This is a genomic window from Bacillus sp. FJAT-29937 (assembly GCF_001509555.1).
Lineage (GTDB): Bacteria > Bacillota > Bacilli > Bacillales > Cytobacillaceae > Cytobacillus.
In genome coordinates this window covers 180,394-196,615 of record NZ_LMAS01000003.1, presented here as the reverse complement: position 1 = coordinate 196,615, position 16,222 = coordinate 180,394, and the positions used below count along the sequence as shown (strand labels likewise).

The following is a 16,222-nucleotide window of genomic DNA, read 5'->3' as shown; positions in this document are numbered from 1 at the left end:
TTGTCTTCCTTTGGATGAAGGGGTTCTTCATACATGATTCTAGCAAGCAAATATTAAGTTAACATTTGCTAATTGTAAAGAACATGTAAAATAACCAATCCCCTTCTTCATCCATCAATGACCTTTAGGAAATTTCTTATTCAGTTCAATAAAAAATGTTGTCCCTTCCCCTATCTTACTTTCAACGGAAACATTTCCTTTATGCGCTTCGACTAAATGCTTGACGATAGCTAACCCTAAGCCTGTTCCACCGGAATTCCGGCTCCGGGCTTTATCGACACGATAGAATCGCTCAAATATTCGCGGGATTTCTTCCCTTGAAATTCCGATTCCTGTGTCCGCTATTTTAATGAAAACCTTTGATTGAGATTCTCTTAATGATATTGTAACACTTCCGCCATTTGGCGTATAGGTAACAGCATTACTGATTAAATTCAAGAAAATCTGTTTGAGTCGGTCGGCATCACCCTCAATGAGGATTGGATCGTTTTCTTTCTCGATCCTTAAGCTAATTTCTCTTTCCGAAGCTTTTTGTTCTAAAATCGCGATCACTTCTTCAAGAGTATCGGCAATATTGTATGGCAGAATAGACAGATTGAAATTTTGCTGCTCAATCTTCGATAAATCTAATAAATCGTGAACAAGAGACTGCAGCCGGTCGCTCTCCTGCAGAATAATTTTCAAAAACGCTTCTAATGATTGCTTATCCCCCATTGCACCATCTAAAAGTGTTTCAGAAAAACCTTTAATGGACGTAATCGGCGTTTTCAATTCATGTGAAACATTTGCAACAAAGTCCTTCCTTACTTGCTCAAGCTTCTTAATATCTGTAATATCATGAAATACTAAGAGGATGCCTTTCCACACATCATTCTTTCCGATAATTGGCACTCCATATACTTCAAAATATCTCCGTCCGCTTTCTAATGGAATTATTATTTGCTTCTTTACCTTCTCTTCAGTCATAAATATTTCTTCTATTAGAGAAACTATTTCGCCATACTTCATTACTTCATAATAAAGCTTATTCATATACTCAATGGGATTTACATTGAAAATTTCTTTATACGTTCGGTTAAGCATACTGATAAATCCTTTGCCATCAATCAATATCAAACCGCTTCCCATATTTTCTATAAGAGCTGATAGCCGGTCCTGCTGCATTTCTTGAGTTTTTCTCATCTCTTGCAGATTTCTGGCCAGCTCATTAATTGAAGCACTTAGCATACCGGTTTCATTATTATGATCTTCATATGTACGAGCGCGGTAATTTCCCTTCGCCAGCTCCATCGCTGTTTTCGTTGCAGCCTCAATTGGTTTTGTATATCTTGCTGTCATTTTTGATCCTAATAATAAAATGACAAGAAAGGAAAAGCACAAAATGATCGATAGCAGCTTCCATATCTCTTTATAAACATTATTTATTTCGGTCATATGGGTACTTAGAAAAATATAGCCCTCTTTTTTGCCTGATAGCAAGACGGGATTCCAATAATAATGTAAATCGTACACTCCAGTATCTTTAACTAAGTGATGACTCACATTCTCATAAGTAATCATTTCATAAATAATCGATTGATGCTGCTGATTACTCAAATAATCCTTTAATGGGCCACTATCATGAATAATGGCACCAAACATATCAACAATAGTTACTCGTGCATCAAGCATTCTGCTGTATTTATTGATTTCATCCTTATTAATTGATTGAATACCGCCTTCATCTTCAATAAAGTTCGATAACAATACACTTTCCTTTTTCAGCCGCTCATCAAAAGCATTCAAGTAATAGCTTTTAAAAAGCTGTCCTAATAGAACACCAAGTCCAATTAAGACAGCAAATATTAAGGTGATTAAACCAAACAGAAGCCGTGAGCGAAACTTGGCCATTCTCATTTAGGCTCCTCAAGCTTATATCCTAATCCGCGAATCGTTTTAATGTAAATCGGCTTTTTCGTATCAGCCTCGATTTTCTCCCTTAAATGACTTATATGGACATCCACAATCCGAGTGTCTCCAGCAAAGTCATAGTTCCATACAGCACTTAATAGTTGGTCTCTTGTTAATACTCGTCCCTTATTCTTCGCTAAATATAAGAGGAGTTCAAATTCCTTCGGAGTTAATTCAAGCAGCTCATCTTCAAAATAAGCTTCATATTGATCTGGGAAAATCTTTAGGCCTACAATTTGGATATACTCTAATTCGTCTGCACCCTCTTCCATTGACTCTGATAAAATCTGCGTCCTTCTCAAAATAGCCTTGACCCTTGCTACAACTTCTCTCGGACTAAAGGGCTTTGTCATATAATCGTCAGCACCTAGCTCCAGCCCTAAAACTTTATCAAATTCATCATCCTTAGCAGTCAGCATTAAAATGGGTGTCATCACCTTTTCTTGGCGAAGTTCCTTACATACTTCAATTCCATCCATTTTTGGAAGCATAAGATCAAGTACAATTAAATCAGTCTTTTCTGAGATGGCCAGATTTTTTCCTGTTTCTCCATCCATGGCAGTGATGACTTCATACCCCGCCTGTTTAAGATTGTACTCCAATAATGTAAGAATGGACTGTTCATCATCAACTACTAAAATTTTCTTTCCCATGCTAGCCTCCGTTTAAATCGGTATTCCCCCAAAATATCGTGATAAAAACCCCATACTTCATCCTATTACTAATATATACCGACAGCGAAAATGTAACAAGAGCAACAAACATTTCAAAATTCTGAGCAAAAGAAAAAAGACATATGCCTCTCATATGTCTTTTAGAAGATTAATTAGAAATTTTCAAGGGTGTCCCCATCCATTGCTTGAATCCGATGGGGCGGGCACACAAGTAATGTTCCATTAATGACCGATTCATCATCTTCATTTGTGCCTTGTACCTTAATTTGAATGGTATGGCTGCTTTTACTCACTTCTGTAACCTCAAAGAGGAACTGAATAGTTCCATAGTGAAAAACAGGTTTAACATAATCAATTTCTTGCTTTAAAATATGAGATCCCGGGCCAGGCAAATACTTAGAAATGGCTGAATTTATAATGCCATTCAACATAATGCTTGGAACAATTGGCTTTTTATAAGGTGTTTGTGATGCATAGTCATGCTGAATATAAAGTGGGTTTGCGTCATTAGTAAGACCTAAATAGAGGAGTAAATCCTTATCTTCAATTTTTTCTGTTAACGTTAATTTTTCCCCTACATTTATTTCTTCAATTTTTCTACCAAGTTTCCGCTTTTTCCCCAGTAACATTTTTAGGCACCTCCATCAATCATGCCAAAACATCCATTACGCTTCTTACAGCTTCAGCAGATTTATCAAGTGCTGACTTTTCATCTTCAGTCAGTTCAAGCTCAATCACTTTCTCAATTCCGTTAGCTCCAAGGATTGTCGGTACTCCTAGATAGATTCCTTCATACCCATACTCACCTTCTAGGTAAGCAATGGATGGAAGAACACGGCGCTGGTCTTTCAGAATCGCTTCACACATTTCAACGAGAGAAGCTGCAGGGGCATAATAGGCACTGCCATTTCCAAGAAGATTAACGATTTCTCCGCCGCCTTTACGAGTACGCTCAACGATCGCATCTAAACGGTCTTTCGGAATTAATGTTTCTAGTGGGATTCCTCCCGCATAAGAATAACGTACTAAAGGAACCATGTCGTCGCCATGTCCGCCAAGAACGAAACCAGTAATATCTTTAACGGAAAGATTTAATTCTTGTGCAATAAATGTGCGGAAACGCGCTGTATCCAGAACACCTGATTGCCCGATGACACGGTTTTTAGGGAACCCTGATTCTTTAAAAATCGTATAGGTCATGGCATCAACAGGGTTTGTTAACACAACGATAAAGCTGTTAGGAGAGTATTTCACAATTTCCTGTGCTACACTCTTCATGATTTTTTGGTTTGTTTGCACTAAATCATCCCTGCTCATTCCTGGTTTGCGTGCAATACCAGCTGTAACGACAACAATATCAGAATCAGCTGTTTCTTCATAATTCGAAGTTCCAGTTATATTGGCATCAAAGCCTTGAACCGGACTTGCTTCAAGCATGTCTAAAGCTTTACCTTTTGTCGGGTTTTCCATTTGTGGAATATCCACTAATACTACATCTCCAAGCTCTTTTTGAGCAAGTAAGAATGCAGTTGTTGCCCCAGTAAATCCACTGCCAATTACGGAAATCTTTTTGCGTTTTAAAGACATTAGAGTTCCTCCCTTGGAATGTTAAAGGTTTTTAAATATGTAAAAAAAGAGGCTGCAACTAGACGGGACCAAGTGCTTATTAGCCTCCTGAACCTTCATGAACAGCCTCCATTTTATATATATATATTACTCCATATTTTTAATTAATTCATCCCCAAATTCTGAACATTTAACTTCTGTTGCACCTTCCATTAAGCGGGCAAAATCGTAAGTAACAACTTTAGATTCAATTGTCTTTTCCATTGATTTTACGATCATATTTGCTGCTTCATTCCATCCTAAGTGTTCTAACAATAATACACCAGACAGAATAACAGATGAAGGATTCACTTTGTCTAAGCCAGCATACTTTGGAGCAGTTCCGTGTGTTGCTTCGAAAATGGCATGTCCAGTTACATAGTTAATATTGGCTCCTGGAGCGATTCCAATGCCTCCAACTTGAGCAGCAAGTGCATCAGAAATATAATCACCATTTAGGTTCATTGTCGCAACTACATCAAACTCTTTTGGACGTGTTAGGATTTGCTGTAAGAAAATATCTGCGATTGCATCTTTAACGATAATCTTCCCAGCAGCTTCTGCATCTGCCTGTGCTTTGTTAGCAGCTTCAGTGCCTTCTGCATCCTTAATACGATCATATTGAGCCCAAGTGAATACTTTATCCCCATACTCTCTTTCAGCAAGCTCATAACCCCAGTTTTTAAAGGCACCTTCAGTAAATTTCATAATATTGCCTTTATGCACTAGTGTTAATGATTTACGTCCTTCTTTAATAGCATACTCAATTGCAGCACGCACTAAACGGCTCGTTCCTTCTTCGGAAACTGGTTTAATTCCAATTCCGGATGTCTCAGGGAAACGAATTTTATTCACGCCTAGTTCATTTTGAAGGAAGGAAACTAATTTCTTTACTTCCTCTGAACCGCTTGCATATTCAATTCCTGCGTAAATATCTTCAGTATTTTCACGGAAGATGACCATATCTGTATCTTGCGGGCGCTTAACAGGTGATGGAACACCTTCAAACCAGCGAACTGGACGCAAGCATACAAATAGGTCTAATTCTTGGCGAAGCGCTACGTTTAGGGAACGAATACCGCCGCCAATTGGAGTCGTTAATGGGCCTTTAATAGCAATTAAATATTCGTTAATAACGTCTAGAGTTTCAGATGGAAGCCATTCGCCTGTTTGATTAAAAGCCTTTTCTCCAGCTAATACTTCTTTCCAAACAATTTTGCGCTCGCCTTTATATGCTTTCTCAACAGCAGCGTCTAATACTCTTGAAGATGCAGCCCAAATATCTGGACCTGTTCCATCTCCCTCGATAAAAGGAACTACTGGATTATTTGGTACATTTAATACACCATTACTTACTGTGATTTTTTCACCTTGCATGATTATTCCCTCCATTTTTTGAAAAGCGTTGACATGTCCCTTTGGCCATTCGCCAATTTAGGGTGTCAACCGTATCTATCAGAATCAAAGGTTAGATGGCTTAGTGCCCCTAACCTTTATCTGCTCTATTATTACAGAACCTTCCACTTTGGAAATATTCCTGTATTCCTGGCACTATTTTGTCTGTGACCTAAAGATTATCCTCTTTGCTCGATTGGAACATATTTCTGCATGCCAGGGCCAGTGTAATCTGCGCGAGGGCGGATTAATCGGTTGTTATCATATTGTTCTAAAATATGAGCCAGCCAGCCAGAAACACGGCTTACTGCAAAGATTGGTGTAAATAAATCATGGTCAATACCTAAGCTATGGTATACAGAAGCAGAATAGAAATCAACATTTGGCGGAAGATTCTTCTCACCAGTTACAATATTTTCAATTTTTGTAGACATATCAAACCAATGCGGTTCGCCTGTCAGTTCAGTTAGTTTTTTAGACATTTCTCTTAAATGCTTAGCACGCGGGTCGCCTTTGCGATAAACGCGATGTCCAAAGCCCATAATTTTTTCTTTCTTTTCAAGCTTGCCGCGAACATATGGTTCAACGTTTTCAAGTGTGCTAATGTCAGTTAACATTTTCATAACTGCTTCGTTGGCCCCACCGTGCAATGGACCTTTTAAAGCGCCGATTGCTGCTGTAACACCAGAATAAACATCTGATAATGTCGCTACACAAACACGAGCAGTAAATGTAGAAGCATTCAACTCGTGGTCTGCATGAAGAACAAGTGCCTTATCAAAAGCTTCAATGGCAATCGCTTCAGGCTCTTTTCCTGTTAACATATATAAGAAATTCGCAGCAAAGCCAAGATCTTTTCTTGGTGCTATTGGGTCTAGACCTTTTCTAATTCTTGAAAATGCTGTCACGAGTGCAGGCATTTTTGCTTGCAGACGAATAGCCTTGTTATAATTAGATTCTTTATCCATCAAGTCGGCTTCTTCATCGTATAATCCTAATAGAGAAACAGCTGTACGTAAAGCAGCCATCGGGTGAACTTGATCAATCGGATACATTTTAAAATGCTCTAATACTTCCTTTGGCAGTTCCATATTTTCTGCTATTTGATTTTTTAATTCTTCTAATTGTGATTGATTCGGAAGCTTTCTATGCCAAAGCAAATATATTACTTCTTCAAAACTTGCATTCACAGCCAAATCATCAATATCATACCCCACATATGTTAATGTATCATCAATGATAGAGCTGATAGATGATGTTGTAGCAACTACCCCTTCAAGACCGCGTGTAACTGTCATACTGACTCTCTCCTTTACATAATAAGATTTCCCCAAACCCTTTGATAAAAAGGCAACCTATTAAATCTCTTATTCCATGAATAGAATTAATCAATATCACATGAGCGATTGCTCGGTAAACAAACAGAATGAAAATGCTTACATTTCCATTCTATAATAAATATATAGAAATAATAAGAAATATAAATATATTTTTGCTTTTATTTCTTTAAGGACTTTGTAAAAGGTTGCGTTTTCAAGTCCTATTATAAACAATAATCTGACACTTGTGAATGGAAACGCATCGAAAAATAAGAAATAATTATTTTTTTTTTGCAAATCAATAAGTTTTACTTATTAAGCATTATTAATATTTCTTATATTTTGGTAAAGATAGGAAAGGTTGTTAATCGTAACCAATAATTACGCGGCCAAACTATATAAATTTTTCCATTATTATAGAATAATTTATCGGATCCATACGAATCGTAAACCTCCCTACTACAAAAATTATTCTAACATAACTTCAGTATTATTAATAAAATTACCTCTTATTACAATTTTATCCTTTCAAAAGATCAGTGTGCTAATAAGATGATATCATATTTTGAAAATGGTAGAATATTCTGCAGATAAGTGTTTTTTTATTTTAATTTCTTTAATAAAGAAACTTTCTTCTGTAATTTAAGTAAATAATATTAGTTTTTATGCAATGTCAAAAGGAGGTACTTGCTTGAACCCAGTATATTTTTATCGAACGTTAAGGTTATTATTTGTTATCGGCTTTACTTTATTAATTCTTGTCGGTTTTTTCTATATTTCAAAAGTGACATACCCTTTTTTAATTGGTTTCGCCATTGCTTTTCTTATTAACCCGCTCGTTAACTTCCTCCAGAATAAATGGCGAATGCCTCGTACACTTGCGGTGCTCATTAGTATTGTTCTGATTATCGCTATATTTGCGGGTCTGATCACCCTATTAATAGCAGAGATTGTATCAGGGGCAGATTACTTGGCGAAAGTTGTCCCAGATCATTTGGAAACACTTATTGATTATGTTGAACAATTCTTTGCAGGACAAATAATTCCTTTTTACAATCAAATAACGAGTCTGTTTAATAGTCTTGATACCGGGCAGCAAGGTACGATTATGGAAAACATTGAGAATGTCGGCAAGAAAATTGGATCCACTTTAGGGACATTTATTCAAAACTTCTTCGGCAAAATACCGAATATTTTATCTTGGTTTCCGAATGCAGCGACTGTCTTGATTTTCTCGTTGCTTGGCACATTTTTTATTAGTAAAGATTGGTACCGGCTTTCTGCACTGGCCGGTAAACTCCTTCCAAACCGGGCGAAGACAAGTGGAAGAACCGTTTTTGCAGATTTGAAAAAAGCACTTTTTGGATTTGTGAAAGCTCAAGCAACACTTATCTCCATCTCTACGGTCATCATTCTAATTGGATTATTAATTTTAGGAGTTGATTATGCAATAACGATTGCACTGATTGCAGGAATTGTTGACATTATCCCTTATCTGGGAACTGGATTAATTTTTGTGCCTTGGATCATTTATGAAGCGGTTGCTGGTGACTTAGGTACAGCGATTGGATTAGGTATTTTATATACAATCGTTCTCGTTCAGCGTCAAATTATGGAGCCAAAAATTCTTTCATCCAACATCGGACTTGATCCTTTAGCTACTTTAATTGCCTTGTTTGTTGGATTTAAGTTAATTGGATTTTTAGGATTGATTGTTGGCCCTGTTACTCTAGTCATTCTTTCCACTTTGCATAAGGCGAATGTGTTCCATGATTTATGGTTATTTATCAAAGGGAGACCCGAGTCTTAAATACGTGCAGAAAAAGGCCATTCCAATGCGGAGTGACCTTTTTCAAATTATCTAATAATCGTAAATGTATTTCTATCCATCCATTTCCGAAACCATTTTATCATCAGTTTCTTAAATAAGCTTTTTGTTGGAGGAGCTAGAAAGAGTAAACCAGCAATATCAGTTATAAAGCCCGGAATGAGAAGCAATATTCCACCGATTAACACACTTATTCCGTCGAGAATTGCCTCTCCCGGCATACGGCCATAGCTCATCTGTTCCCTTGCTCTCCTAATCGTTTCAAGCCCCTGTTTCTTTGCTAAATAAGCGCCCAGCACTCCTGTAAATAAAATGATTCCAATGGTTGGCCATACCCCTATAAAGTTACCTGAGAGGAGGAGGACCCCAATCTCCGCAGCAGGAACTACAATGATTAATAAAAATAAATATCTCATGGTGTCACCATTTTAGAGAACACTTGCATGTCCGTTATAAATAACACCCCGATTGGAGTCGACTGTAATTTCCTGCCCATCCGTCAATAAAGTTGTTGCATTTTCTACTCCAACGATTACTGGTATGCCAATATTAATTCCAACTACAGCCGCATGGCTCGTCAGCCCGCCTTCCTCTGTAATAAGCGCGCTGCACTTCTCGATAGCCGGCACCATTTCTCGATCCGATCCAATTGTAACTAAAATGGAACCTTCTGTTACTTTAGCATTCGCTTCCTCTGCATTACGGGCAATAACTACTTTTCCAAAAGCAGACTTTCGCCCAATCCCTTGTGCCTTTACTAAAATATCCCCCACGACATGGATTTTCATCAAGTTTGTTGTTCCTGCTTCACCTACCGGAACACCTGCTGTTATGACAACTAAATCACCTGAAGACACAATCCCGCTATTTAAGCTTTCTTCTACCGCGGCATCTAGCATGTCATCTGTTGTTGATGCCTTTCTTCCCATTTGCGGATAAACTCCCCAAACGAGCGCAAGACGGCGAGAAACATAATCATTTGAAGTAACAGCGACAATCGGTGCTTTAGGACGATACTTAGAAATCATCCTTGCTGTATGGCCGCTTTCAGTAGGTGTGATTATGGCATGAACATCAAGGTTAAGCGCCGTATGTGCAACAGATTGACCAATAGCATCAGTAATATTATGATCATTGTCTTTACTGCGTGAGGAGAGAATTTCTTTATGTGCTAAAGCTGACTCTGCACGAGAAGCAATATTATGCATTGTTTGGACAGCTTCAAATGGATATGCGCCTGCAGCAGTTTCCCCAGAAAGCATAATAGCATCCGTACCATCAAAGATGGCATTTGCTACATCACTTGCTTCAGCTCGAGTAGGACGCGGGTTGCGCTGCATGGAGTCAAGCATTTGTGTCGCTGTAATGACAGGTTTTCCTTGTGCATTGCATTTTTTAATTAATTGCTTCTGCACCAAAGGAACTTCTTCCGCAGGTATTTCAACTCCAAGATCTCCTCTGGCAACCATTATTCCATCAGACACCTCAAGAATTTCATCGATTTTATCGACTCCCTCTTGGTTTTCAATTTTAGGTATGATCTGGATATGTGAAGCCTGATTGTCTTCTAAAAGCTGTCTAATTTCAAGAACATCAGATGCTCTGCGAACAAATGATGCTGCAATAAAGTCAACTCCCTGTTCAATTCCAAAAAGGATGTCCTGAGCGTCCTTTTCTGTTATCCCAGGTAAATTTACAGATACTCCTGGAACATTTACACCTTTTTTATTCTTTAATATTCCGCCATTTAAAATGATCGTATGAATTTCTTTTGAAATCTTATCAATCTTTTTCACTTCAAGAGCAATCAAACCATCATCAAGCAGAATCTTAGATCCTATCTCTATGTCATTAATTAACTCGTCGTATGTAACAGAAAACTTCTCCGTTGTCCCTTCCACTTCATTCATAGAAACAATAATTTCATTTCCTGCTTTCAATTCAATGGCATCGTGTCTCATATTATGTGTACGAATTTCGGGACCTTTCGTGTCTAACAGAATGGCGATCGTTTTTTCCGCTCGTCTAGCTGCCTCCCGAATATTTTCGATACGCTGTCCATGCTCCTCGAAATTTCCATGTGAAAAGTTTAAACGTGCCACATTCATCCCAGCTTCAATTAACTGCGTTAATTTTTCAACACTCTCACTGGCTGGTCCAATCGTACATACGATCTTTGTTTTTCGCATGATGTTTCCTCCTCTATTAAATCGAAAGTTCCTTTGATAATCTATAAATGCCAAGATCCACTGCATGCTTCGTTTCAAGGACTTTATTAAAATCATGGTCAACAACGAGGTTGTTCTCTATTCCGACAGCACGTCCCCCTTTGCCTTCAAGCAAGAGCTCTACCGCATGTGCGCCAAGGCGACTGGCGAGAACACGGTCAAATGCTGTTGGAGAGCCGCCGCGCTGCATATGTCCTAGGACAGAAACACGTGTGTCAAAATTCGTGGCTTCCTCGAGTTCCTTGGCAAAATCCATTCCCGTTGTCACACCTTCTGCCACGATAATAATACTATGCTTCTTACCCCTTGCATGTCCCTTTATTAGTCTCGCAGCAATTTCATCCATATTATATTTTTCTTCTGGAATAAGAATGGTTTCTGCTCCGCCGGCTAATCCCGCCCATAGAGCAATATCACCTGCATTTCTACCCATGACCTCAATAATAAAGGTGCGTTCATGAGAGGTAGCAGTATCACGAATTTTGTCTATGGCGTCAATAACCGTGTTAGTAGCCGTATCAAAACCAATCGTATACTGAGTTCCTGCAATATCATTGTCTATCGTTCCCGGAACGCCAATACATGGAAATCCTTGTTCAGATAATGCTCTAGCACCATGATAGGATCCATCCCCACCAATAACGACCAATCCTTCAATCCCAAATTTCTTTAACTGTTCTAATCCTCTTTGTTGGCCGTCTTTTGTTTTGAATTCCTCACATCGTGCAGAGTATAGGATTGTCCCCCCGCGATGGATGATATCTCCTACGGAACCGAGCTCCAGTTTGTTAATATTCCCGCTTATTAGCCCCGAATATCCTCCTAAAACGCCAAAAACCTCTATATCATGATAAATAGCTTTTCTTACTACGGCACGAATTGCCGCATTCATGCCCGGGGAATCTCCTCCACTCGTAAGCACACCAATTCTTTTCACACTTCCACCTCAAATTCTTATTATCTAAATAAGATTACTGCCAATACAGTATAAGTGAAATCAAATTCAATAATTAAAAAGGGAAATACTAGAAATCACAAATAGGTATACATCTAAAATACCATGAAGACAGTGCTATCACAACTGAATAAGTTTATGCAAGTTTATATAAAAAAGTCTTACATCATGTAAAATTCCAATGCTATAAAAAAAAGAACATGCTGTAATAGCACGTCCCTATTTTACCCCGATAAATTCCTTTAAATTAGAAAACTCACCAATGGATTTATACTTATCATAGCGATGAATCGTTAATTGGTCTTCTGTAAATCTTTTCAGTTCTTTCAAAGATTTATACAGAATTTCATCTATAAAATGTGCCTGCTGCTTTAAATCTTTATGTGCTCCGCCTTTAACCTCAGGAATAATTTCATCAACGATTCCTAACTCTTTAAGGTCTGGAGCTGTTATTCTCATGCTTTCAGCCGCTCTTTTCGCTTGAGTGGAATCCTTCCATAAAATAGCAGCAGCACCTTCAGGCGAAATAACCGAGTAAGTTGAATTCTCAAGCATATGAATATGATTTCCAACACCTAGCGCCAACGCGCCGCCGCTTCCGCCTTCTCCGATAACGATGCAAACGACAGGCACCTTTAAACTAGCCATTTCAAATAAATTTCGGGCAATGGCTTCACTCTGCCCTCTTTCTTCGGCTGCCTTACCAGGGTAAGCCCCCTTCGTATCAATGAAACAAATAATCGGGCGTCTAAACTTTTCTGCCTGTTTCATTAGCCTAAGGGCTTTGCGGTATCCCTCTGGGTGAGGCATGCCAAAGTTCCTGCGGATGTTTTCCTTCGTATCCTTGCCTCTCTGATGACCAATCACAGTTACAGGAAGCCCTTTATATTTGGCAATCCCGCCAACAATCGCCTCATCATCTGCAAATGTTCGATCTCCATGGCATTCAAAGAAATCAGTGAACAAAAGTGAAATATAATCCAATGTCGTAGGACGGCCCGGGTGTCTTGCGATTTGTACTCGATCCCAAGGCTTCATGTTTTCATAAATCTCATTTTCTAATTTTTCTAACCTTGCTTCTAGTTTTTCAATTTCTGCAGATAAATCCACATCTGCGTTTTTAGTAAATTCCTTAAGCTCCGATATTTTATTCCTTAGCTCAATAACCGGTTTCTCAAATTCAAGGACTCCTACCATTCAAGGTCACCTCCTTGTTCATGTATAGATAGAATAGTCGCAATTTGCCCTTTCAAATCCAGTCTCGAAATGACTGCATCTAATTGTCCGTGTTTTAATAAAAATTCTGATGTCTGGAAATCTTCAGGCAGTTCCTCTCTTATTGTCTGCTCAATGATTCTTCTGCCTGCAAAGCCAATTAATGCCCCTGGTTCTGCTAGATTATAATCACCAAGAGAGGCAAAGCTCGCTGATACACCACCAGTAGTTGGGTGTGTCATAATTGAAATAATTAACCCGCCGTTATCACTGAATCTTTTTAAAGCCACACTAGTTTTTGCCATCTGCATTAAGCTTAATACACCCTCTTGCATCCTGGCTCCGCCTGAAGCTGTGAAGATAATGAAAGGGACAGACAATTCGTCAGCTTTTTCAATGGCTAGCGTTATTTTTTCTCCAACAACCGACCCCATGCTGCCCATACGAAACGTTGAATCCATAATGGAAACAACAATCTGATGGCCATTAACCGTGCCAATTCCAGTGACAACCGCTTCGTTAATACCAGTCTTTTTCCTGTCTTTTTCAATTTTTTCAATATAATCAGGGAAATTCAATGGGTTTTCAGAAATCATCCCCGCATTCAATTCTTCAAAGCTGCCCTCATCAAGAAAGCTGTCTACCCGCTCACCTGAATCCATAGAATGATGATATTGGCAATGCATGCAAACTTTTAAATTTTTCATTAATTCTTTCGTATACATGATCTTTTTGCAGTTTGGACACTTTGTCATTATTCCTTCGGGAACATCCTGCTTGGCTGCTTCCGAAGGAATTGTCGCGTATTTCTTCTTTTTTGGTTTTGTAAAAATCTCCTTAAGCAAGGTGAAACCTCCCGTTCTATATATAACAGCGTTTCTTTTCATAACAGCAGTGGTCAGACCACTTATGACTAAAATAAATGAGTGAAGGAAAACTTGTCTATCTTTACCACTATAGAATAAAAGAGCTACAAAATTTGCAAAAAACTGTCGTTAATCATTCGACAATTTCCTAAGCTCTTTATAGGCTTTCCTAACCTCAGATTCTTTTCTTGTTAATAGTTTATTGATTACATTCATATATTCTTGCTTGTCTGCATCCACATTAAATATTTTTAAGGAATTATAATAGTCTTTCAATATTGTCCATAATCGCAGAAGCAAATGATTATCTGCAAGCTGTGCCATTTTCAGGAAAAACTCTTCATCTGTAAAAGATGAAGTTTCCACCCATTTTTTCAAGGCTTGCAAGTGTATATCTGTTGATTTGATGAGAACAAGCGACAAGCAATCCATTTCAATTAAAGACTTTGTCTCAGCAATGTTTGCTTTTGCTTTTTCATCTTGAAGAATAAAGGTACTGATCAATTGAACAAGCTGATGTCCTTCAAAGTCGCGAATAAAGGTTCCCTCTCCTCTTCTAGTTTCAATTAACCCTAGAAGTTCAAGTGCGCGCAGCGCTTCACGAACGGAAGAGCGCCCAACTATTAGGCGCTCGCACAATTCTCGTTCAGAAGGTAATTTATCGCCAGCTTTTAGACCCTCTTGTTCGATCATCAGTCTAAGCTGTTTAACAACTTCAACATATATCTTAGAACCTTGCTGACTTGGATCCACGTTAAAGACTCACTCACTTTTCCCTATAACTGCGAGTTTTCGTGTTTTCTCTTTGACAGCTTCAGGGTCAACTTTAATTCGAGCTACCCCTGTCTCCATCGCTGCTTTTGCCACTGCGGCAGCAACTTCTGGTGCGACTCTAGGGTCAAAAGGACCCGGAATTACGTAGTCTGCGTTTAGTTCATCTGCTTTTATAAGATTGGCTATCGCTTCAACTGCTGCAATTTTCATCTTTTCATTAATGTGTGTAGCTCTTACATCTAAAGCACCGCGGAAAATACCCGGGAAGGCAAGAACATTGTTTACCTGATTAGGGAAATCAGATCTTCCCGTTCCAATGACGGCTGCACCAGCTGCCTTTGCTTCATCAGGCATGATTTCTGGAATCGGATTCGCCATAGCGAAAATAATCGGATCTTGATTCATTGAACTTACCATTTCTGCTGTCAAAGAGCCAGCGGCAGAAACTCCAATGAAAACATCTGCACCTTTAATGACTTCTGCAAGACTTCCTTGAACTTTATCGCGATTCGTAAACTTTGCAACATTTGTTTTTATATCATTCATTCCATTCGGACGGCCTTCGTAAATCGCACCCTTAGTATCGCACATAATGATATCTCTAACCCCATATGTGTAGAGAAGCTTAATGATGGCGATCCCAGCAGCGCCGGCTCCATTTGCAACAACCCGAATTTCGTTCATTTTCTTACCTGTAATCTTCAATGCATTAACAAGTCCGGCAACCGTTACGATAGCGGTTCCATGCTGATCATCATGAAAAACAGGGATATTTGCTTCCTTCTTTAATCTTTCTTCTATTACAAAGCAATTAGGGGCAGCAATATCCTCTAAATTAACGCCTCCAAAAGTAGGCTCTAGTAATTTAACCGTTTCAACGATTTTATCAATATCTGTTGTATTTAAACAAATCGGAAATGCATCTACACCAGCAAAGCTTTTGAAAAGAACGGCTTTTCCTTCCATAACAGGGAGTGCAGCTTCGGGACCAATGTTTCCAAGTCCAAGGACAGCTGTACCATCTGATACGACTGCCACCATATTGCCTTTCATTGTATATTCGTATACAGATTCAGGCTTATCATAAATTTCTTTACAAGGCTCTGCAACTCCAGGTGAGTATGCAAGACTTAAATCTCGTGCATCTCTAACAGGTACTTTAGACTTTGATTCAAGTTTTCCTTGGTTAACTCTATGCATATGAAGAGCTTCTTCACGTAAGGTCATGCTCATTCCACTCCTTTGGATAGCTTAAACGTTATGTAAAACCAGAAAAGCGTAAGCGCCTTCGGAACAATCAAAGGACAATTGTTCCTGCGATGTTCATTCGCAGAAGCTTCCCTTTGTGCTCACCCCCGACAAGCACAAGACGGGCCTCCCGGAAAGGTGTACTTTACCTTTCTGGGAGGATCG

At 38.8% G+C, this 16,222-nt stretch carries 14 protein-coding genes; 1 reads left to right on the top strand and 13 read right to left on the bottom strand.

Annotated features, from left to right (window positions below; all coding sequences use genetic code 11):
• Window positions 1–114 precede the first annotated feature (114 nt).
• The 6 genes from pnpS to citZ all read right to left on the bottom strand — a co-directional run bounded on the left by pnpS (window position 115) and on the right by citZ (window position 6,922).
• Window positions 115–1,890: a two-component system histidine kinase PnpS gene (pnpS, locus tag AR328_RS07260; protein WP_066292538.1), complete on the bottom strand. Its 1,776-nt coding sequence runs from the start codon at window positions 1,888–1,890 to the stop codon at window positions 115–117.
• A gap of 2 nt (window positions 1,891–1,892) precedes the next feature.
• Complete coding sequence (locus tag AR328_RS07255; protein WP_066292534.1) at window positions 1,893–2,603, bottom strand: response regulator transcription factor; 711 nt, start codon at window positions 2,601–2,603, stop codon at window positions 1,893–1,895.
• Window positions 2,604–2,776: 173 nt separating this feature from the next.
• Complete coding sequence (locus AR328_RS07250) at window positions 2,777–3,253, bottom strand: MaoC/PaaZ C-terminal domain-containing protein (RefSeq protein WP_066292531.1); 477 nt, start codon at window positions 3,251–3,253, stop codon at window positions 2,777–2,779.
• A gap of 19 nt (window positions 3,254–3,272) precedes the next feature.
• Window positions 3,273–4,211 carry a malate dehydrogenase gene (gene mdh / locus AR328_RS07245; protein WP_066292529.1) on the bottom strand — a complete coding sequence of 313 codons (939 nt, stop codon included), beginning with the start codon at window positions 4,209–4,211 and terminating at the stop codon, window positions 3,273–3,275.
• Window positions 4,212–4,337: 126 nt separating this feature from the next.
• Window positions 4,338–5,609 carry an NADP-dependent isocitrate dehydrogenase gene (icd, locus tag AR328_RS07240; RefSeq protein WP_197414440.1) on the bottom strand — a complete coding sequence of 424 codons (1,272 nt, stop codon included), beginning with the start codon at window positions 5,607–5,609 and terminating at the stop codon, window positions 4,338–4,340.
• Between the two features lie 194 nt (window positions 5,610–5,803).
• Complete coding sequence (gene citZ / locus AR328_RS07235; protein ID WP_066292526.1) at window positions 5,804–6,922, bottom strand: citrate synthase; 1,119 nt, start codon at window positions 6,920–6,922, stop codon at window positions 5,804–5,806.
• A 712-nt stretch (window positions 6,923–7,634) separates the two neighbouring features.
• Between citZ and ytvI the strand changes: the two genes are divergently transcribed.
• Window positions 7,635–8,753 carry a sporulation integral membrane protein YtvI gene (ytvI, locus tag AR328_RS07230; protein WP_066292524.1) on the top strand — a complete coding sequence of 373 codons (1,119 nt, stop codon included), beginning with the start codon at window positions 7,635–7,637 and terminating at the stop codon, window positions 8,751–8,753.
• Between the two features lie 47 nt (window positions 8,754–8,800).
• Here ytvI and AR328_RS07225 read toward each other — a convergent pair whose 3' ends face one another.
• From AR328_RS07225 to AR328_RS07195, 7 genes are all read right to left on the bottom strand, one after another.
• Window positions 8,801–9,187 (bottom strand): FxsA family protein, encoded by a 387-nt coding sequence (locus AR328_RS07225; RefSeq protein ID WP_066292517.1) that lies wholly within the window; start codon window positions 9,185–9,187, stop codon window positions 8,801–8,803.
• A 12-nt stretch (window positions 9,188–9,199) separates the two neighbouring features.
• Complete coding sequence (pyk, locus tag AR328_RS07220; RefSeq protein ID WP_066292515.1) at window positions 9,200–10,960, bottom strand: pyruvate kinase; 1,761 nt, start codon at window positions 10,958–10,960, stop codon at window positions 9,200–9,202.
• A gap of 16 nt (window positions 10,961–10,976) precedes the next feature.
• A complete protein-coding gene (pfkA, locus tag AR328_RS07215) occupies window positions 10,977–11,936 on the bottom strand; it encodes a 6-phosphofructokinase (protein WP_066292513.1) in 960 nt (319 codons plus the stop codon).
• A 237-nt stretch (window positions 11,937–12,173) separates the two neighbouring features.
• Window positions 12,174–13,151: an acetyl-CoA carboxylase carboxyl transferase subunit alpha gene (accA, locus tag AR328_RS07210; protein WP_066292506.1), complete on the bottom strand. Its 978-nt coding sequence runs from the start codon at window positions 13,149–13,151 to the stop codon at window positions 12,174–12,176.
• Entirely contained in the window at window positions 13,145–14,014 is an 870-nt protein-coding gene (gene accD / locus AR328_RS07205; protein ID WP_066292498.1) for an acetyl-CoA carboxylase, carboxyltransferase subunit beta, read from the bottom strand. Before accD ends, accA begins: the two co-directional genes overlap by 7 nt.
• A gap of 150 nt (window positions 14,015–14,164) precedes the next feature.
• Complete coding sequence (locus AR328_RS07200) at window positions 14,165–14,728, bottom strand: GntR family transcriptional regulator (protein WP_066294593.1); 564 nt, start codon at window positions 14,726–14,728, stop codon at window positions 14,165–14,167.
• 69 nt (window positions 14,729–14,797) lie between these two features.
• Window positions 14,798–16,036, bottom strand: a complete 1,239-nt coding sequence (locus AR328_RS07195) for an NAD(P)-dependent malic enzyme (protein ID WP_066292494.1) — start codon at window positions 16,034–16,036, stop codon at window positions 14,798–14,800.
• Window positions 16,037–16,222 lie beyond the last annotated feature (186 nt).